The sequence below is a fragment of the Lysinibacillus xylanilyticus genome (assembly GCF_001708185.1).
Taxonomy (GTDB): domain Bacteria; phylum Bacillota; class Bacilli; order Bacillales_A; family Planococcaceae; genus Lysinibacillus; species Lysinibacillus xylanilyticus_A.
On sequence record NZ_MDDN01000007.1, the window covers coordinates 15807 to 32045 of the forward strand.

General features: G+C 37.8%; 17 protein-coding genes. 9 read left to right on the forward strand and 8 right to left on the reverse strand.

Annotated elements, in window-relative coordinates:
• Positions 1–72: 72 nt before the first annotated feature.
• Positions 73–1245: a MalY/PatB family protein gene (locus BFJ97_RS14090; protein WP_068985289.1), complete on the forward strand. Its 1173-nt coding sequence runs from the start codon at positions 73–75 to the stop codon at positions 1243–1245.
• Between the two features lie 223 nt (positions 1246–1468).
• On the opposite strand, the gene BFJ97_RS14095 is transcribed toward BFJ97_RS14090, so the two are convergent.
• Positions 1469–1681, reverse strand: a complete 213-nt coding sequence (locus BFJ97_RS14095) for a hypothetical protein (protein WP_068985290.1) — start codon at positions 1679–1681, stop codon at positions 1469–1471.
• 22 nt (positions 1682–1703) lie between these two features.
• Entirely contained in the window at positions 1704–2291 is a 588-nt protein-coding gene (locus BFJ97_RS14100; protein ID WP_068985291.1) for a peptidylprolyl isomerase, read from the reverse strand.
• A 409-nt stretch (positions 2292–2700) separates the two neighbouring features.
• Here BFJ97_RS14100 and BFJ97_RS14105 point away from each other — a divergent pair, with 409 nt between their 5' ends.
• On the forward strand, positions 2701–4551 hold the full coding sequence (locus BFJ97_RS14105) for a transglycosylase domain-containing protein (protein WP_068985292.1): 1851 nt from the start codon (positions 2701–2703) through the stop codon (positions 4549–4551).
• A gap of 78 nt (positions 4552–4629) precedes the next feature.
• On the opposite strand, the gene BFJ97_RS14110 is transcribed toward BFJ97_RS14105, so the two are convergent.
• Complete coding sequence (locus BFJ97_RS14110; protein ID WP_068985293.1) at positions 4630–5193, reverse strand: DUF5366 family protein; 564 nt, start codon at positions 5191–5193, stop codon at positions 4630–4632.
• 153 nt (positions 5194–5346) lie between these two features.
• Here BFJ97_RS14110 and BFJ97_RS14115 point away from each other — a divergent pair, with 153 nt between their 5' ends.
• From BFJ97_RS14115 to mnhG, 7 genes are read left to right on the forward strand one after another with little or no spacing between them, the layout of a single operon-like run.
• Positions 5347–7761: a Na+/H+ antiporter subunit A gene (locus BFJ97_RS14115; protein ID WP_083227048.1), complete on the forward strand. Its 2415-nt coding sequence runs from the start codon at positions 5347–5349 to the stop codon at positions 7759–7761.
• Positions 7748–8170 carry a Na(+)/H(+) antiporter subunit B gene (locus BFJ97_RS14120; RefSeq protein ID WP_068985294.1) on the forward strand — a complete coding sequence of 141 codons (423 nt, stop codon included), beginning with the start codon at positions 7748–7750 and terminating at the stop codon, positions 8168–8170. The genes BFJ97_RS14115 and BFJ97_RS14120 overlap by 14 nt, the downstream gene beginning before the upstream one ends.
• Positions 8170–8511 (forward strand): Na(+)/H(+) antiporter subunit C, encoded by a 342-nt coding sequence (locus BFJ97_RS14125; RefSeq protein WP_053593262.1) that lies wholly within the window; start codon positions 8170–8172, stop codon positions 8509–8511. The genes BFJ97_RS14120 and BFJ97_RS14125 overlap by 1 nt, the downstream gene beginning before the upstream one ends.
• On the forward strand, positions 8504–9991 hold the full coding sequence (locus BFJ97_RS14130) for a Na+/H+ antiporter subunit D (protein WP_068985295.1): 1488 nt from the start codon (positions 8504–8506) through the stop codon (positions 9989–9991). The genes BFJ97_RS14125 and BFJ97_RS14130 overlap by 8 nt, the downstream gene beginning before the upstream one ends.
• Before the next feature lie 4 nt (positions 9992–9995).
• Complete coding sequence (locus BFJ97_RS14135; protein WP_068985296.1) at positions 9996–10475, forward strand: Na+/H+ antiporter subunit E; 480 nt, start codon at positions 9996–9998, stop codon at positions 10473–10475.
• Entirely contained in the window at positions 10472–10753 is a 282-nt protein-coding gene (locus BFJ97_RS14140) for a Na(+)/H(+) antiporter subunit F1 (protein WP_068985297.1), read from the forward strand. Before BFJ97_RS14135 ends, BFJ97_RS14140 begins: the two co-directional genes overlap by 4 nt.
• Positions 10737–11105, forward strand: coding sequence for a monovalent cation/H(+) antiporter subunit G (mnhG, locus tag BFJ97_RS14145; RefSeq protein WP_068985298.1), 369 nt, complete (start codon positions 10737–10739; stop codon positions 11103–11105). Before BFJ97_RS14140 ends, mnhG begins: the two co-directional genes overlap by 17 nt.
• Before the next feature lie 56 nt (positions 11106–11161).
• On the opposite strand, the gene BFJ97_RS14150 is transcribed toward mnhG, so the two are convergent.
• From BFJ97_RS14150 to BFJ97_RS14175, 5 genes are all read right to left on the reverse strand, one after another.
• Complete coding sequence (locus BFJ97_RS14150; RefSeq protein ID WP_068985299.1) at positions 11162–11629, reverse strand: GNAT family N-acetyltransferase; 468 nt, start codon at positions 11627–11629, stop codon at positions 11162–11164.
• 461 nt (positions 11630–12090) lie between these two features.
• Positions 12091–12684 carry an adenylyl-sulfate kinase gene (gene cysC / locus BFJ97_RS14160; RefSeq protein ID WP_068985301.1) on the reverse strand — a complete coding sequence of 198 codons (594 nt, stop codon included), beginning with the start codon at positions 12682–12684 and terminating at the stop codon, positions 12091–12093.
• Positions 12681–13820 carry a sulfate adenylyltransferase gene (sat, locus tag BFJ97_RS14165; RefSeq protein WP_068985302.1) on the reverse strand — a complete coding sequence of 380 codons (1140 nt, stop codon included), beginning with the start codon at positions 13818–13820 and terminating at the stop codon, positions 12681–12683. Before sat ends, cysC begins: the two co-directional genes overlap by 4 nt.
• Before the next feature lie 305 nt (positions 13821–14125).
• A complete protein-coding gene (locus BFJ97_RS14170) occupies positions 14126–15190 on the reverse strand; it encodes an inorganic phosphate transporter (protein ID WP_068985303.1) in 1065 nt (354 codons plus the stop codon).
• 12 nt (positions 15191–15202) lie between these two features.
• Positions 15203–15904 carry a phosphoadenylyl-sulfate reductase gene (locus tag BFJ97_RS14175; protein WP_068985304.1) on the reverse strand — a complete coding sequence of 234 codons (702 nt, stop codon included), beginning with the start codon at positions 15902–15904 and terminating at the stop codon, positions 15203–15205.
• Between the last annotated feature and the right edge of the window lie 335 nt (positions 15905–16239).

Here is a 16239-nt window from a genome sequence, read left to right on the forward strand (position 1 = left end):
AATGCTCACCTATTATCCTTTTATCATACTCGTATGATACCATAGTAAAAAAAAAAGAAAAGAGTGATTTGCTTGTCTATTTTCGATCAAACTAATAAACGTCGTTGTACAAACTCTGTAAAATGGGACGCAATGGAAAACGTCTATGGATTAAAAGATGCATCAGACATACTGCCAATGTGGATTGCCGATATGGACTTTTCCGCACCAGCAGCGGTGTCAAAGGCGCTACAAAAGCATGCTGAAAAGACTGTTTTCGGTTATAGTTTTGTAAGCGGGGAAGCCATACAGTCAATTGTAGACTGGCAATTTATTCGACATGGTTGGCACATTGAAAACCAATCTATTCTATTCTGTAACGGTGTTGTCGCTGCTTTAGCAAATAGCATCACAGCGCTGACAAATCCTGGAGATAAAGTACTTATTTCCACACCAGTCTATCCGCCATTCTTTAACATAACGAAAAGTAATGCTCGTGAGGTAGTAAGCTGTCCTTTAGTCGAAAAAGACGGAACATTTGTCTATGACTTTGAAGCTTTTGAACAGGCACTTGCTCAAAATGTGAAAGCCTACATATTGTGTAATCCGCATAATCCAGGGGGCTATGTATGGGATGAAGCAACTTTAAAGGAAATCGTGCGCCTTTGTGCAAAATATGATGTAGTCATTATTTCCGATGAAATTCATTCTGATTTGATGTTAGATGGCTCAAAACATACGCCACTAGCAAAAATTGCTGGGGATGAAATGGATCGTATTGTCACATGCATGGCACCAACTAAAACATTTAATTTAGCTGGTATTCAGGTTGCCTATATGATTGTTACGGATAAGAAAAAGCGTATGTTGTTAGAGGCAGTGAATATGGCTAGTGGGCAAGGCTCCTTAAATACCTTTGCTTCGGTTGCACTTCAGGCTGCTTATACAGAGGGGTCTCCATGGTTAGAAGAAATGCTTACTTATATTTCTAATAATATGGACTATGTCATTGCTGAATTAGAACAATTACCTGGTATTCATATTACAAAACCTCAGGGCACTTATTTGCTTTGGATTGATTATCGAGAATTAGGACTTGACGAAAAGGAAATCATGAAACGCTTGCTAGAAGATGGCAAACTTGCATTAGAGCAAGGGACAAAATATGGCGAAGAAGGCCGCGGCTTCTTGCGTATGAATGTTGCTTGCTCATTTGACACAATTAAAGATGGTGTTCAACGCTTTAAGCAAGCACTACAGGCATAACAATAAATTGTACAGGATATCTCGAGTTGTTCGGAGATATCCTTTTTATGTTTAGAAATAAAAGTTTGTTATCCCAAATAATGAAAAGGTAGTAATATCGACGTTTTCATAGAGATATTTATCGCTTGTACTCGTTTGCTTTACCACTTTTAAAACAGTTAGAAATCCTAAAAAAATTACCTCACAGTCATTTTTGACTGCGAGGCATCTGGCTTTCTACACTTTAAATATTTTGCTGATTGTTTGTATTTTTTCTCTCAGCTAGAATACGTGCTTCGATTTCCTTTGTTTTCATTTCTTGTTTTTTAGAAATTTTACGGAAAGCAATAAAGACAATAATACATAAAATAAGCATTATTAAAAATTCAAAAGCTGCAGGAAGATAGCCTGATTTATCTTCTGGGATATAGAAAAATTGATACATTAAATGTTCCATGTTTTACACGTCCTTACAATTATTATTCAAAAACTGTAATTGACTCAATTTTCACATCTTCTAACGGTTTATCACGGAAGTCTTTTTCTACATCTGCGATTTTGTCTACAATGTCCATTCCTTCAACAACATGACCAAATACTGTATGTTTATGGTCTAACCAAGGTGTACCACCATTTTGAGCATAGGCTTCAATAATTTCTTCTGGGAAGCCCGCACCTTGTAATTGGCGAAGCATATCACTTGGAAGGTGCTTCATTTGAACGATAAAGAATTGTGAACCATTTGTGTTTGGACCTGCATTTGCCATTGAAAGAGCACCTCGAAGGTTAAATACATTATCAGAAAACTCATCTTCGAAAGAGTTACCCCAAATTGATTCGCCGCCCATACCTGTACCAGTTGGGTCACCACCTTGAATCATAAAGTCTTGGATTACACGGTGGAAAATGATGTCGTTATAGTAACCTGATTTTGCATGACCTAAGAAGTTTTCAACAGTTTTTGGTGCATGTTCTGGGAATAATTTAATCTTGATGGCACCTAACGTTGTTTTCATTTCTACAAGCACTTCGCCTGTTTGTACTTCTGTTGTTAATTGTGGAAACATTCAAGTCTCTCCTTTAAATGTAAAATTTCAGTTTTCATGTAAATGATAGTAGTATATCATTTCTGACCTCATTTTAGTCTACCATACTTCTTAATGGTTTTCTTCACCAAAGTATTGACGATTTATGCACTTTTAACTTTTTAGCTCATCACCATAACGTTGGGTTGATTTCCGTTCCGACTGGGCGCTTATCTGGAGTCGCCTAGCCTCCACTCCAATCAACACATAGTCAAATGCCATCTTCAATTTTCCATAATGAACCAACTCTAAAAAAATAAAACATGTCAACAGTTCTTAATACAGCTATCTAAGAATTTCGATAAAGTGTAAATAGGTCCGAACGAGTATTTGGAAACTATCCAAATTATGTTATTCTGTAAAATGACCCATATTTAGAGTGGAGGCACATATGAAAAAGGCTTGTGGTTTTTTTATCATTTTACTATCCTTACCTGCCCTTTGGTGGATTAGTACACATATTAGGACAGAGATCAATTCAGCAAAAGCGCATGAGGAGCAAATTGTTGACGCAATTCATTTACCGGAAGTACAGTCACAGCTTCCAGTAATACTTATTGACCAAAACGGGGAAACATTTAGCGAGGAATATGTCGAATGGCGGCAACCTCTAACATTACAAGAAATCCCACAAATTGCCCAGGAAATTTTTATTGCAAGTGAGGACGCTAATTTTTATGAACATATCGGCTTTGACCTCAGTGCGATCATTCGTGCAATGGTTGCCAACTCAAACACAAATTCTTCTTCACAAGGTGGTAGTACCATTACACAGCAGCTCGTTCGTATGCGCTATTTATCCGATGAAAAAACATATGAACGAAAATTAACTGAGCTTTTCTATTCCTATGAGCTTGAGAAAGAATTTGATAAAGACGCGATATTAACGATGTATTTAAATGAATCCTATTTTAGCAATCAAGTTTATGGAATCGGTGGAGCAGCTACATATTACTTTCAGAAACCACTCCAAGAATTATCTGTTGCTGAAATTGCATTTATTGCTGCCATCCCAAATAACCCCTCACTTTATAACCCTTTAAAAAATTTTGATAAAACAAAAGCGAGACAGGAGCGGTTATTAGATACTCTTGCAGCGAGTGGGGCTATAACAACAGAAGATGCTATTACATATAAAGCTGAAACAATCACGTTAAATGTAAAGAATAAAGTTCAAAACTATCCTATGTATAGCACTTACGTTCTACAAGAGCTTAGATGGTTAGTTGCAGAAAAAGAGGGCTATGCAGATCGTCTTGCAAAAACGCAAAGCGAGGAAGAAAAGAAAAAAATTAAAGCACAGTTAGACAAGCGACTTAATACATTATTTCAAAATGGATTAACGATTCATACCGCACTTGATCCTAACAAACAAGCACATGATGAGAAAAAAATGACGGCAATTCTAGGTTCAGGCAAATTACAAGCAGCTGGAGCAGTTATTGATAATAAGTCCCGTGAAGTCGTTAGTCTTTATGCGGGGAAAAACTATGAAAAATTTGATTTTCACCGAGCCTTTCAAGGTACAAGGCAGCCAGGCTCTGCCTTTAAACCGCTAGCGGTATATGCACCTTTGTTTGAAACGACAACATACACACCAGATTCTACAGTCAGTGGTGGCAGTTATTGTGTCGGTTCATTTTGTCCACAAAACTATGGAGGCTTTACGTACGGTGACGTATCAATTCGGACAGCATTTCGATATAGCTATAATACATCGGCTCTCCGTCTCTTTAACACAGTTGGGATTGAAACAGCCTTTAGTTATTTAGATCGCTTTAACTTCCGCTCCATCGTTGAAAAAGATCATAACTATGCTGCCTCGTTAGGAGGATTAACATATGGTGTTACAGCACTTGAGCTAGCAGATGCCTATACGAGCTTTATAGACGGCTCATATGTACTAGCCCATAGCATCCGTAAAGTGACAGCAGCTGATGGAACGGAGCTTTACAGCTGGGATACAGCACGCGATCAAATTTGGTCACCGAAAACGGTAAAGTATATGCGTGCATTGCTTGCGGATGTTGTCGCGAATGGTACAGGACAAGGTGTTTATAGTAGAAGTAACTATGTAGGTGCCAAAACCGGAACAACAAACAACTATCGTGACTACTGGCTTGCTGGATTAAATGATGAATATACAGCAGCAGTATGGCTCGGCTATGATAAGCCACAATCTATGGAAAACTTAGAAGCTTATAAGATTCATCATCAGCTATTTAATGTATTGATAGAATAAAGATTCTCGATTAAAAGGAGCAGCCCTTTGTGACATCCATCACTCTAGGGCCGCTCCTTTCATTGTTTAAGTTGCTATTTAATTAGCAAACGGTAAACTCGCCAAAATGCCATTATACAATTTTAAAACGACGTAAACTAAAAGTGATAATAATATTGTCCAAGTAAAAAGCTCAAAAACTAGTAACCCAATCGTTCCACTCATAGACATAAAGTGGCTCATTTTATAAATAAGATAAATAAAATAAATAAAGACAGTTAAGACAAATATCCCTATTAAAATATAGATAAATTGAATAGCAAAGGCTGAGCATATTGCACCGACAACTAAAATTATGTAACCGCCTCGTGCTTGATGAACTGTCGCACCTTCATTGTCTTTTGAGAAAAATAACATTCCCAGCTCGTGAATAGTTTCCCCTACTAATTTTAGTGCTGAAAATAGCATAAAAAAGATGACAGCAAAGACAATAAGCAAAAAAACACGTAGTTCGAAATCGGATAAAAATTCACGCATGCCAGAATATACGCCAATTGCTTGAAAAATTTGCAACGATTCACTTACAGCATACATCCCAAATGTTAAACTGAATAACAAAATTGTAATTAATGGTAAATAACCATAAATATAAGGGTTCTTCATAAAATTTTTTTTCCTCTGATTCTATTGATAACTTCCTATTTATAATATAGCCAAATTTCTTCCACTATCGCAAGTTAAATCCTATTAGTGCATATGCATTCATACAAAAAGTACGTTATAATTGACATACTACCTGCATAAAGGAGGATTTTTTTGTTACAAGTACTTTATATTTTCATTCCAATGCTTGCCGCAATATTTGTGCCATTTTTATATAAAAGCATTAAAAATATTCATACAGGCTGGTTTGTTCTTGCAGTACCTGCTACACTTGCGATTATTTACGCCTCTTATATCCCAAAAGTAGCAGATGGTGAAGTATTTCTTGAAGAGCTTCCTTGGATTCCATCGCTCGATATTTCCATCGTTTCTTATATAGATGGACTTAGCTTGCTATTCTCATTACTAATTACTGGAATTGGTTCATTGGTCGTACTTTACTCGATTTTTTATTTAGACAAACATAAAGAAAAATTACATAATTTTTATGTTTATTTATTATTATTTATGACCGCGATGCTTGGAGTAGTTCAGTCGGATCATTTAATTACTTTGTACTTTTTCTGGGAGCTAACATCTATTTCATCATTTTTACTAATCGGTTACTGGTATAACCGTGATGCCTCTCGCCTTGGTGCACTTAAGTCTATGATGATTACGGTCGGTGGCGGCTTAATGATGTTGGGAGGATTTGTCCTTCTTTATTTAATGGGAGAAACGTATTCAATCCGTGAACTTATTGTCATGGCACCTAATTTAGTGCAGGATCCGTTATTCACATGGTCGCTCGTTTTAATACTTCTAGGTGCCTTTACGAAATCCGCACAATTCCCATTCTACATTTGGCTACCAGATGCAATGGAAGCGCCAACACCAGTTAGTGCATACCTTCACTCCGCAACAATGGTAAAAGCAGGTATTTATTTAGTTGCACGTTTTACACCGATTTTTGCTGTTTCTGAACTTTGGATATGGCTTGTTACAGGCGTTGGTATCTTAACTTTATTCTGGGGATCTTTCTTTGCAGTGAAACAAACAGATTTAAAAGGAATTCTTGCATTCTCTACCGTGAGTCAGCTTGGACTTATTATGTCATTGCTTGGAGCTAGTGCCGTAGCGTTTCATGGCAATGGAGCAACAGATTCTATTAAATTTGCTGCTTTTGCGGCGATTTTCCACCTTATAAACCATGCGACGTTTAAAGGTAGCTTATTTATGATTGCCGGTATTGTCGATCATGAAACAGGTACGCGTGATATTCGTAAACTCGGTGGTTTAATGAGTATTATGCCGCTTAGTTTCACAGTCGCAGCAATCGGAAGCTTATCAATGGCTGGTCTACCACCATTTAATGGCTTCTTAAGTAAGGAAATGTTTTTAACTGCCATGCTTGCACTTCAAAATTTCGAATTTTTCGGCTTTGATACGTGGGGAGCACTCTTCCCTATTATCGCTTGGGTTGCTAGTATTTTCACATTTATCTATAGTTTCTATTTTGTCTTTAGAACATTTACTGGTAAATATACACCAGAGAAATTACCTCATAAACCACATGAGGCACCAATTGGCATGCTAATTTCGCCAATGATTTTAGCAGCATTAGTCGTAACAATATTCTTTATTCCAAACTTTGTTGGTGATACTTTTGTAAAGCCAGCAGTACAAGCTATTCAACCATTCTTATATGATTCACCAAAGGATATTGATATTCATGTGTCTGCTTGGCATGGTGAAATCACACCTGAATTACTCATGACAATTGGCATAGTAATTATTGGGTTTCTCTTGTTTGTAGCATTACCGAAATGGCAGAACATCTATGAAAAATTCCCACGAGCTTTGACATTAAATAATGCGTACGACAAAATTATGCTCGGACTAGATGTTGGGTTAAATCGTGTATCACGTCTTTATATGACAGGCTCTATGCGTCACTACCTGCTATATATGTTTAGTAGCATTGCAGCAATTGTTATAGGTTCTTTATTTGTGAAAAATGCTTTTACAGTCTCCTTCCAAGACACTGCACCTATTCGTCCTTACGAAATCATTTTAGTTGTAGTTTTAGTCATTGGAACGTCCATTACAATTTTGGCAAAGTCACGTTTAACAGCCATTATAGGTCTTGGCGCTGTCGGCTACACAGTGGCATTATTCTTCGTTATTTTTAATGCTCCTGATTTAGCATTAACACAACTTGTCATTGAGACGATTTCTGTAGCACTATTTTTACTAGCGTTTTATCATCTGCCTAAGCTTGGTAAACGAGAAGAACGCATGAGATTCCAATTAAATCGCGCGATTGTTTCAATTGCAGTCGGTGTTATGGTTACTCTTGTAGCGCTGTCTGCACAATCACAAAAATTGATTCCATCTATTTCGAAGTATTACGAGGAAACAGTTTATTCAAAAGCCGGCGGTGGAAACATTGTCAATGTTATCTTAGTAGACTATCGTGGCTTTGATACATTATTTGAAATTACAGTGTTAGCTATTGCTGGGATGGCCATTTTAGCAATGATCAAGCTACGCATGAATAGAAAGGAGAAATCACATGAAAACAAATGATGTAATTATACAATTTACAGCAAAAATTGTATTCTTCATTATTTTCTTCTTCTCCATTCATATTTTTCTTGCTGGACATTATACTCCTGGGGGCGGCTTTGTAGGTGGATTGTTAACATCGAGTGCCATTGTGCTCTTAGTCCTTGCCTTTGATTTAAATACGGTTCGTAAGGTATTACCAATAAATTATACGTATTTAACAGCAATTGGCTTACTACTAGCCTTTGCAACGGCCGCTTTCCCTATGTTTTTGGGCAAACCGTTTTTTACACATTTCTTTGATTATTTCGATTTACCGCTTCTAGGCAAACAGTCATTACACACGGCGATGCTTTTTGATAGCGGTGTCTATTTGGTTGTTGTCGGCGTTACGATGACCATTATTCAAACAATTGGGGAGGATGAATAATGGAAATAATTATGGCGTTTGTCATCGGCTTTCTGTTTATGGCAGCGGTTTATTTAATCTTATCTAAAAGCTTATTGCGCATTATTATTGGGACAGGTCTTTTAAGTCATGGTGCCCACCTTCTCATTTTAACGATGGGTGGACTTGGCGGTGAAGCACCCCCTGTTTTAAAAGAAGGGGCGAAAACATTTGCAGACCCTTTACCACAGGCGCTAATTTTAACAGCCATTGTTATTAGCTTTGGGGTAACAGCGTTCTTCCTTGTACTTGCTTACCGTTCTTATCAGGAGCTCGAGACAGATGATATAAGTTTAATGAGAGGAAGTGATGAGGATGAATAACTTCCTTCTACTACCAATTATCATTCCGTTCTTCTTCGGCATGATTTTAATGTTTGGGCAAAAGAATTTAAAATATCAGCGTTCATTCGCATTACTTGGTATAGGACTTGCACTTATATCAGCCATTTCACTGCTAATAAAGGTGAAAAATGATGGTATTCAAAAGGTGACATTCGGGGATTGGCCTGTGCCATATGGCATTACGATGGTTTCAGATATGGTGTCTGCATTACTTGTCACAACAACGTTGCTTATCACCTTCTTTGTTGTTTGGTATGGCTTTGGTTCCATCACAAAGGAACGTGAACGCTTCTTTTATTACCCTGGAATCATGTTTATTTTAACTGGGGTTAATGGGGCATTTACGACAGGTGATATTTTTAACCTTTTCGTGTTCTTCGAAGTATTGTTAATGGCCTCGTATTTACTCATCGTTCTCGGTGGCGAAAAAGGGCAGCTTAAAGGTTCCATTAAATATATTTTAATCAATGTTATTTCATCTGCATTATTCGTTATTACAGTTGCCCTCCTTTACTCTGTAGTAGGTACATTAAACATGGCAGATATTGCAGTAAAAATTGCTGAAATCGATCAACCAGGCATTATTACTGTTATAGCTGTACTATTTTTAATGGTATTTGGGTTAAAAGCGGCTATTTTCCCGCTATACTTCTGGCTTCCAACATCTTATGCGGCAGCACCTATACCCGTGTTAACGTTATTTGGTGCACTACTAACAAAGGTCGGTATTTACGCGATTACTCGAACGTATACATTGTTCTTTGTTCATGATTTATCGTATACACATGATTTACTAATGGCATTAGCCATTGCAACAATTATTGCAGGCTGTATTGGCGCACTTGCCTATTATGATGTTAAGCTCATCATTATTTATAACATCGTCATTGCTGTAGGTGTTATTTTATTCGGTGTATCTCAAATGAATGAGGTTGCTCTAAAGGGGGCAATGTTTTATTTAATTCATGACATGCTTATTAAAGCAGCACTCTTTATGTTGATCGGTATTATCATCTACATTACCGGCACATCTGATTTACGAAAAATGGGCGGTCTTATGAAGAACTATCCTGCTCTTGGTTGGTGCTATTTAATTGCTGCATTGGGTTTAGCAGGAATTCCCCCACTTAGTGGCTTTGTCGGAAAACTCTTGATTGTCCAGGGTGGTTTTGAGGCAGGTAGTATGTGGAGTAGTATATTTATTTTAGCTTCATCACTTCTCGTTTTATTGTCTGTTATTCGTATTTTCCTTTATGCCTTCTGGGGTGAAGAAAAGGAAACAAAGGGTACAGTCGATAAAAAAGTCTATCATACACTGTTTGTACCTACTGTCCTTTTAGTGCTCATTACCGTAGCATATGGTGTTGGCTCTGAATGGATTACACCATTCATGGACGATGCCGCAAAACTTTTAAATGATCCATCTATTTATATAGATGCTGTATTGAAGGAGGATTAGAGTTATGGCATTTCAAATTATTTTAAATTTTGTACTTGCCTTCGTCTGGATGTTCCTTTCTTCTAATTTCACAGCAACAGGCTTTATTGTTGGGTTCATTCTCGGTATTATATTGATCATTATTATGCGTAGATTTTTTACTACACGTCTTTACGTCTACCGTATCTGGGCAATTATTAAGCTAACTTTACTCTTTTTAAAGGAATTAGTGTTAGCGAATATTCAAGTTCTTCAAGTGGTTTTAAAACCTAAGTTGAATATGCAGCCTGCATTCTTTGCCTATCCGACTGTTTTAACACAAGAATGGGAAATTACTTTATTATCGAGTCTTATTACTTTAACGCCTGGTACAGTAGTAGTGCATGTATCAGATGATGCAAAAACTTTGTATGTACACGCGATCGATATTAGCGATGTCGATGAAGCAATTGCAGCAATTCGAGATTCATTTGAGAAAGCAATTTTGGAGGTGAGTAAATCATGACAACGTTTATTATTGCTGCGATTGTAGTGATTTGCTTATCGATGATTGCAGTCGTTTATCGAATGGTTAAAGGTCCTTCTGCATCTGACCGTGTTGTAGCATTGGATTCATTAGGTGTGTCAGTAATCTCGCTAATTGGACTGTTTTCAATATTGGTTGAAACAAGCTTCTTCCTTGAAATTATATTATTGTTAGCGATATTATCGTTTATCGGTACTGTTGCATTCTCTAAATTCATAGAGAAAGGAGATATCATTAAACGTGACAATTCTCGCTAATAGTTTAGTTATCTTTTTCATTTCTATAGGGGTGCTATTTATTGTCGTGACAGCCATTGGTCTTGTCCGTTTACCTGATTTATACACACGTGCTCACGCTGCTTCCAAAAGTGCAACGCTCGGTGTCATGTGCGTACTCATTGGCGTATTCTTTCACTTTTGGCTGATTGAAGATCACTTCAATCCCCGCATTTTGCTAGGTATATTATTCCTGTTCATTACAGGTCCTGTTGGAGGACATATTATGACCCGCTCCTCATACATCGCTGGCGTAAAGCCTTGGAAAGGCACAGTACGTGACGATCTAGGACCTGAAATTGATCGAATGAAAAAGGAACAAGGCATTAAATAACTTATCTAAAACATATGGCCAATGAAATCATCTAGACTTCATTGGCCATTTTTTAATTACTTGGATAGCATAAAAAACTCTTTTTCTAACCCGATCCCTTCCCAAAAGTTTAATGCTAAGTCATTTTCTAAATCTACATAAACATTTATTACAGAAGTATCGTGCTCGTCGTCAATCCAATTCACTAAATCATCTACTAGACGTTTAGCAACCTTCTGTCTTCTATAAGTAGGTATTACATAAACTTCATCTATTTGGCCATAGTTCATATCATAAATTAAATCTTTTTTTATCGAAGCCATTCCAAAACCAATAATTTGATAGTTGTCATTAGTTGCAATATAAATAACCCCATATTTTGATTGAATATATTGTTCTAGCTGTTCCTGAATACCTTGTCTTTCACTCTTCTCTAATTCACTATCTGCCGTTTCTATGGCATTTTCATTCCACAGTCCCACTATTTCATTTAATAATTTCGGGTTCACATCATCTTTGGTTAGTAATTGAATATGTACGCTCATTTTTTTCATCTCCTATAACATTTGATAATTAAATCATCTCACAACAAATGGAATAACTCTATAAGAAATGGAAAAATTCGGGTTCATCACCATAACGTGTGGTTGATTTCCGTTCCGACTGGGCGCTTTGCCGCTGACGCTTCGCTTTCGCGCAGAGCAGAGCTTCCTGGGGGCGTCCGATGAGCCGCTTCACTCGCGTTGCTCGCTCCAGGGTCTCATCTGTGACGCTAATCCCCAAGGAGTCACCCAGCCTCCACTCCAATCAACTTATTTACATAGTATATGTTTTAACAAATGTCAGCCACAACTTTTGGTGATGAGCCAAAATTCGGACCTTAACCAAAAGATGTGGATGACATTTTAAAATATATGTCCTTTAGATATGGTAATGAGCCAAAAATTTCTCACAAAAAAATCTGCTTCATCAAAAGCAAGCAGATTCTTTAAGAAAGCAATTTTTATTAAATATATCCTTTTGAAGTTAAAATGTCTGTGAGCCGGTCTACACATTCTTCAATGGAATTACGTTCTGTGTCTAACATAATTTCTGGATTTGCTGGTTCTTCATAAGGCGCACTAATACCTGTAAAGTTTGGGATTTCTGCATTCCGTGCTTTTTTATAAAGCCCCTTTGGATCACGCTTTTCACACGTTTCTACAGAACATCTCACATATACCTCTATAAATTCTCCTTCTTCTACCAGCTCACGTACAACTTGACGATCTTCCCTATAAGGAGAAATAAAAGCTGTTAATACAATTTGACCACTTTCTACAAAAAGCTTAGAGACCTCTCCGATGCGACGAATATTTTCCTTTCGGCCTGCTTCGTCAAATCCTAAATCCTTATTCAAGCCATGACGAACATTATCACCATCTAAGACAAATGCTTGATTGCCACGTTCAAAGAGCCGGTGAGCGAAAGCATTCGCCACAGAAGATTTTCCGGAAGCCGATAAACCTGTGAACCATAAAATAAAGCTTTGATGTTTATTTTGTGTATGACGCTGCTCTTTCGTAATGGATGCTTCATGCCAAACGATATTCGAACTCACTTTAATACCTCCTTACGCATTCCTTTAATCAGTACATCAACAACCTCTTTACGACTAAATGTACTTGGTGGCACTTCACCATTACGTAACATTTCACGAACTTTAGTACCCGATAAAATGACGTGTGCTGAGCTATCATGAGAACAAGTTTTCGTCGTTGCCATGCCCTCACATTTGTTACAATAGAAGCTATGCTCAAATTTTAACGGAACAATCCCTACTTCATCTTCAGAAAATTGTTCAAAGATTTTTTGTGCATCGTATGTGCCATAGTAATCACCCACACCTGCATGGTCACGCCCGACGATAAAGTGCGTACAGCCATAATTTTTTCGTACAAGTGCATGGAAAATGGCTTCCTTTGGTCCTGCATAACGCATTGCAGCTGGAAACACCCCTAATTGCACGCGATTTTCAGGATAATAATTTTTAAGTAGAACCTCGTAGCTTTCCATACGAATTGCGGCTGACACATCGTCTGATTTCGTTTCCCCAACAAGCGGGTTTAAAAATAATCCATCAATTGTTTCAAGTGCCGCCTTTTGAATATATTCATGTGCCCGGTGTACCGGATTACGTGTTTGGAAGCCAACAATCGTTTTCCAGCCCTTTTCTGCAAACAGATGACGAGTTTCAATCGGATCAAATGAATAGGCGGGAAACTTTTGCTCAAGACGTTTTATTAATGTAATTTTGCCGCCCACATAAATACTTGGGCGTTCATGCAGCTTTTTAACACCGGGATGCTCTAAATCCTCTGTTCCATATATTAATAATGCCTCTTTCCGCTTATTCGGTTCATAAATATCAGCAACTTCGATCACACCATAAACAGCATCACCATAAACTAATTTTGCCTCATCGCCAGACTGTAATGTTGCCGCCACTTCCTTTGTTATAGGTAATGTAATCGGAATACTCCACACCACGCCTGATGCTAAACGTGTATGCTCAACAACGGATTCATAATCTTCCTGCGTTAAAAAACCTTCAATTGGACTGTAACCGCCGATAGCAATTAACTCTAAATCACTAAGTGAAATGGCATCAAGCTCAATGACTTTTTTTATTTGTGTTACATCCTTCTTTGGATTAAAGGCTTGCACTAATCGTCCACCATGTGGTTGTAAACTCATCAAAATCTCCTCCTATTTTTATTAAATTACTATGTTTTATATTTAAGCAGATGTGTTAATTAACTATTTTTATCCATCACAATTAATTAGAAGGCTCTGATTTCCGCTACGGGCTACTCGCTTCGTCGTAAGTTTTTATGCGCATGGATTGGGGTTCCCACTGTTTTGATCAGCTTCCATTTTAAAGTGATCGGGTCTCACTCTGATTTGATTGGCTTCCCTTCAAATGTAATCGGGTTCCACTCTGATCTGATCGGCTCCAATTCAAAAGTGATTGGCTCCCTCGCTGATTTAATTGGCTCCCATTAAATACCTTCACCTGCGTCATATATTGAGCGCTCTTCTTCACGCATTGTTCGCATTAAGCTAATGACACCAAGCGTTCCAACAATAATACCGCCAGTTAATACGATGGCATAGAAATCTTTCTCTAAGAATAGCTGTACTAAAAAATAAGAAATGACTAAAGAAAAAATTGGCGAGACAATCCAAATTCGGATTATTTTTTTCACGATATGCTTATGAAAAATTTGTTTACCGTTTTTGGCCATCCCCATTCCAATGATGGAAGAGGATGTTACTTGTGTTAACGGTACAGGAAGCCCGAAAATAGAGCTAATACCGACAAGTAGTGCTCCTGTACTCGATATCAATATCCCCTCTGCCTTCTCAAAGCGCATAATTTTTTTACCGTTTGTTTCAAGTACTCGCTTCCCTAGTAGCATAGCACCGAGCGCCACAAATGCCCCACCAAGCCATATTCCACTTGTTACGCCCATCACGCCTGCACCAACAAGTGGGCCAACTGCATTTGCTACGTTATTCATCCCTGCTGAAAATGCTTCGAAAAATCCGGCAAAGACAAGAAGAATCGTTAAAATCGGTCGATCCTTTAATAAGCCTTTGCCTCGTAATTTATACAGCCACTTACCAAATACAAGTGCGATGACAAACGCAATAATCGGAATAATGACCCAAAATGAAATGATGACAAGCAATGATTTTACATATAACACTTTATAGGCAATCCCAACACCTACAACTGCTCCCACTGTTACTTCACTCGTCGATAGGGGGATGCCTAAAAGATTAGCTAGGAATAGCGAGCTTGTGGCAGAAATCAAAATAATAATGACAATCTTTACAGTAATGTACTCCTGTGGCATAATGCCGGAGCTAATTGTTTTTACTACCTCTCCACCACCAAGTACAGCCCCACTAAAAACACCCACTGAGCAAATTAACAATGCTTGCCAAGCTTTTTTGATGGCACCTGCACCGTAAGCAACCCCCATTGAGGCTGCCGCTCCACTGGCCCCTATATTCATCGCAAAAAATAAACTAATTGCTATCGCAACATATTCAAGCATGGCAAAACTCCTTTATTCATGTAATCCACACTCAGTTTTACCAGATCCCTGCCATCTACCTGAACGTAAATCATCCAACGTAAATGCTGGTTTTGTACAATGCTCACAACCAACACTTGGATAGCCTCTGTCGTGTAAAGGATTGTAAGGCAAATCATGCTTTGTGACATATCGCCAGACATCCTTCCATGTCCAATGAATGAGTGGGCAAATTTTAATCGACTTAAATTTATCATCACGATTGATGAAGTTTGTATTTTGACGAGTTGCTGATTGTTCACGACGTAAGCCTGAAATCCAAGCCTTTGCACCCGCTAACGCTTCATGTAATGGCTTTATTTTGCGAATTTCGCAGCATTTATTTGGATTAGACTTCCATAGTTCTTCGCCATATTGTGCTGCTTGCTGTGCTAGCGTAAGTGCTGGTTTTTGCATAATAATGTTAAGCTGTGGATATTTTTCTTTCACTCTGTTAATCGTTTCATATGTTTCCTTAAAATGAACACCTGTATCTAAAAAGATAATCGTAGCATCAGGCTTCACCTTTGAAATAAGGTCAATCAAGACAATTCCCTCAATTCCAAAGCTACATGCATAAACGATATCCTCTCCGTATTCTGCATAACTCCACTGTAAAACCTCCAGTGCAGCTTTATAAGTTTCATCAACATTAAAATCCATTGTTGGCTCATGCCAAGTTGCATATGTTAACATAATAGTCCCCCTCGTAACGAAAAAAGACGTTCTAACGCAAGACATAGTAATAGACATGCCTTTGTTAAAACGCCTCTAGTTTGACTAGCCAGCTTATTATGAAACGATGGTATTAGCTACCTCGTTCTACATTACTTCCTCTTATCCCCAAGATAGACTAAGTACACCTAGCAGACAACTAGGTTTTATAAAAAATTCATTTTTTAATGCGCGAACACCCCAGACATCGTTCTCGTTAAATAAGCCATATCTACTGCTTGAACTTATCGTGCTGATGGAGCTATGTCGTGAATATATTGATGAATGTTTAGAATCAATTAGCTTAAGGTTAGTGA

Bases quoted from the DNA above. Each gene is read 5' to 3' on its own strand.
- BFJ97_RS14110 (WP_068985293.1), bottom strand. From the start codon at position 5,193: ATGAAGAACCCTTATATTTATGGTTATTTACCATTAATTACAATTTTG.
- BFJ97_RS14125 (WP_053593262.1), top strand. From the start codon at position 8,170: ATGGAAATAATTATGGCGTTTGTCATCGGCTTTCTGTTTATGGCAGCG.
- BFJ97_RS14140 (WP_068985297.1), top strand. From the start codon at position 10,472: ATGACAACGTTTATTATTGCTGCGATTGTAGTGATTTGCTTATCGATG.
- BFJ97_RS14175 (WP_068985304.1), bottom strand. From the start codon at position 15,904: ATGTTAACATATGCAACTTGGCATGAGCCAACAATGGATTTTAATGTT.
- BFJ97_RS14170 (WP_068985303.1), bottom strand. From the start codon at position 15,190: ATGCTTGAATATGTTGCGATAGCAATTAGTTTATTTTTTGCGATGAAT.
- BFJ97_RS14150 (WP_068985299.1), bottom strand. From the start codon at position 11,629: ATGAGCGTACATATTCAATTACTAACCAAAGATGATGTGAACCCGAAA.
- BFJ97_RS14120 (WP_068985294.1), top strand. From the start codon at position 7,748: ATGAAAACAAATGATGTAATTATACAATTTACAGCAAAAATTGTATTC.
- sat (WP_068985302.1), bottom strand. From the start codon at position 13,820: ATGAGTTTACAACCACATGGTGGACGATTAGTGCAAGCCTTTAATCCA.
- BFJ97_RS14135 (WP_068985296.1), top strand. From the start codon at position 9,996: ATGGCATTTCAAATTATTTTAAATTTTGTACTTGCCTTCGTCTGGATG.
- BFJ97_RS14100 (WP_068985291.1), bottom strand. From the start codon at position 2,291: ATGTTTCCACAATTAACAACAGAAGTACAAACAGGCGAAGTGCTTGTA.
- BFJ97_RS14095 (WP_068985290.1), bottom strand. From the start codon at position 1,681: ATGGAACATTTAATGTATCAATTTTTCTATATCCCAGAAGATAAATCA.
- BFJ97_RS14105 (WP_068985292.1), top strand. From the start codon at position 2,701: ATGAAAAAGGCTTGTGGTTTTTTTATCATTTTACTATCCTTACCTGCC.
- BFJ97_RS14130 (WP_068985295.1), top strand. From the start codon at position 8,504: ATGAATAACTTCCTTCTACTACCAATTATCATTCCGTTCTTCTTCGGC.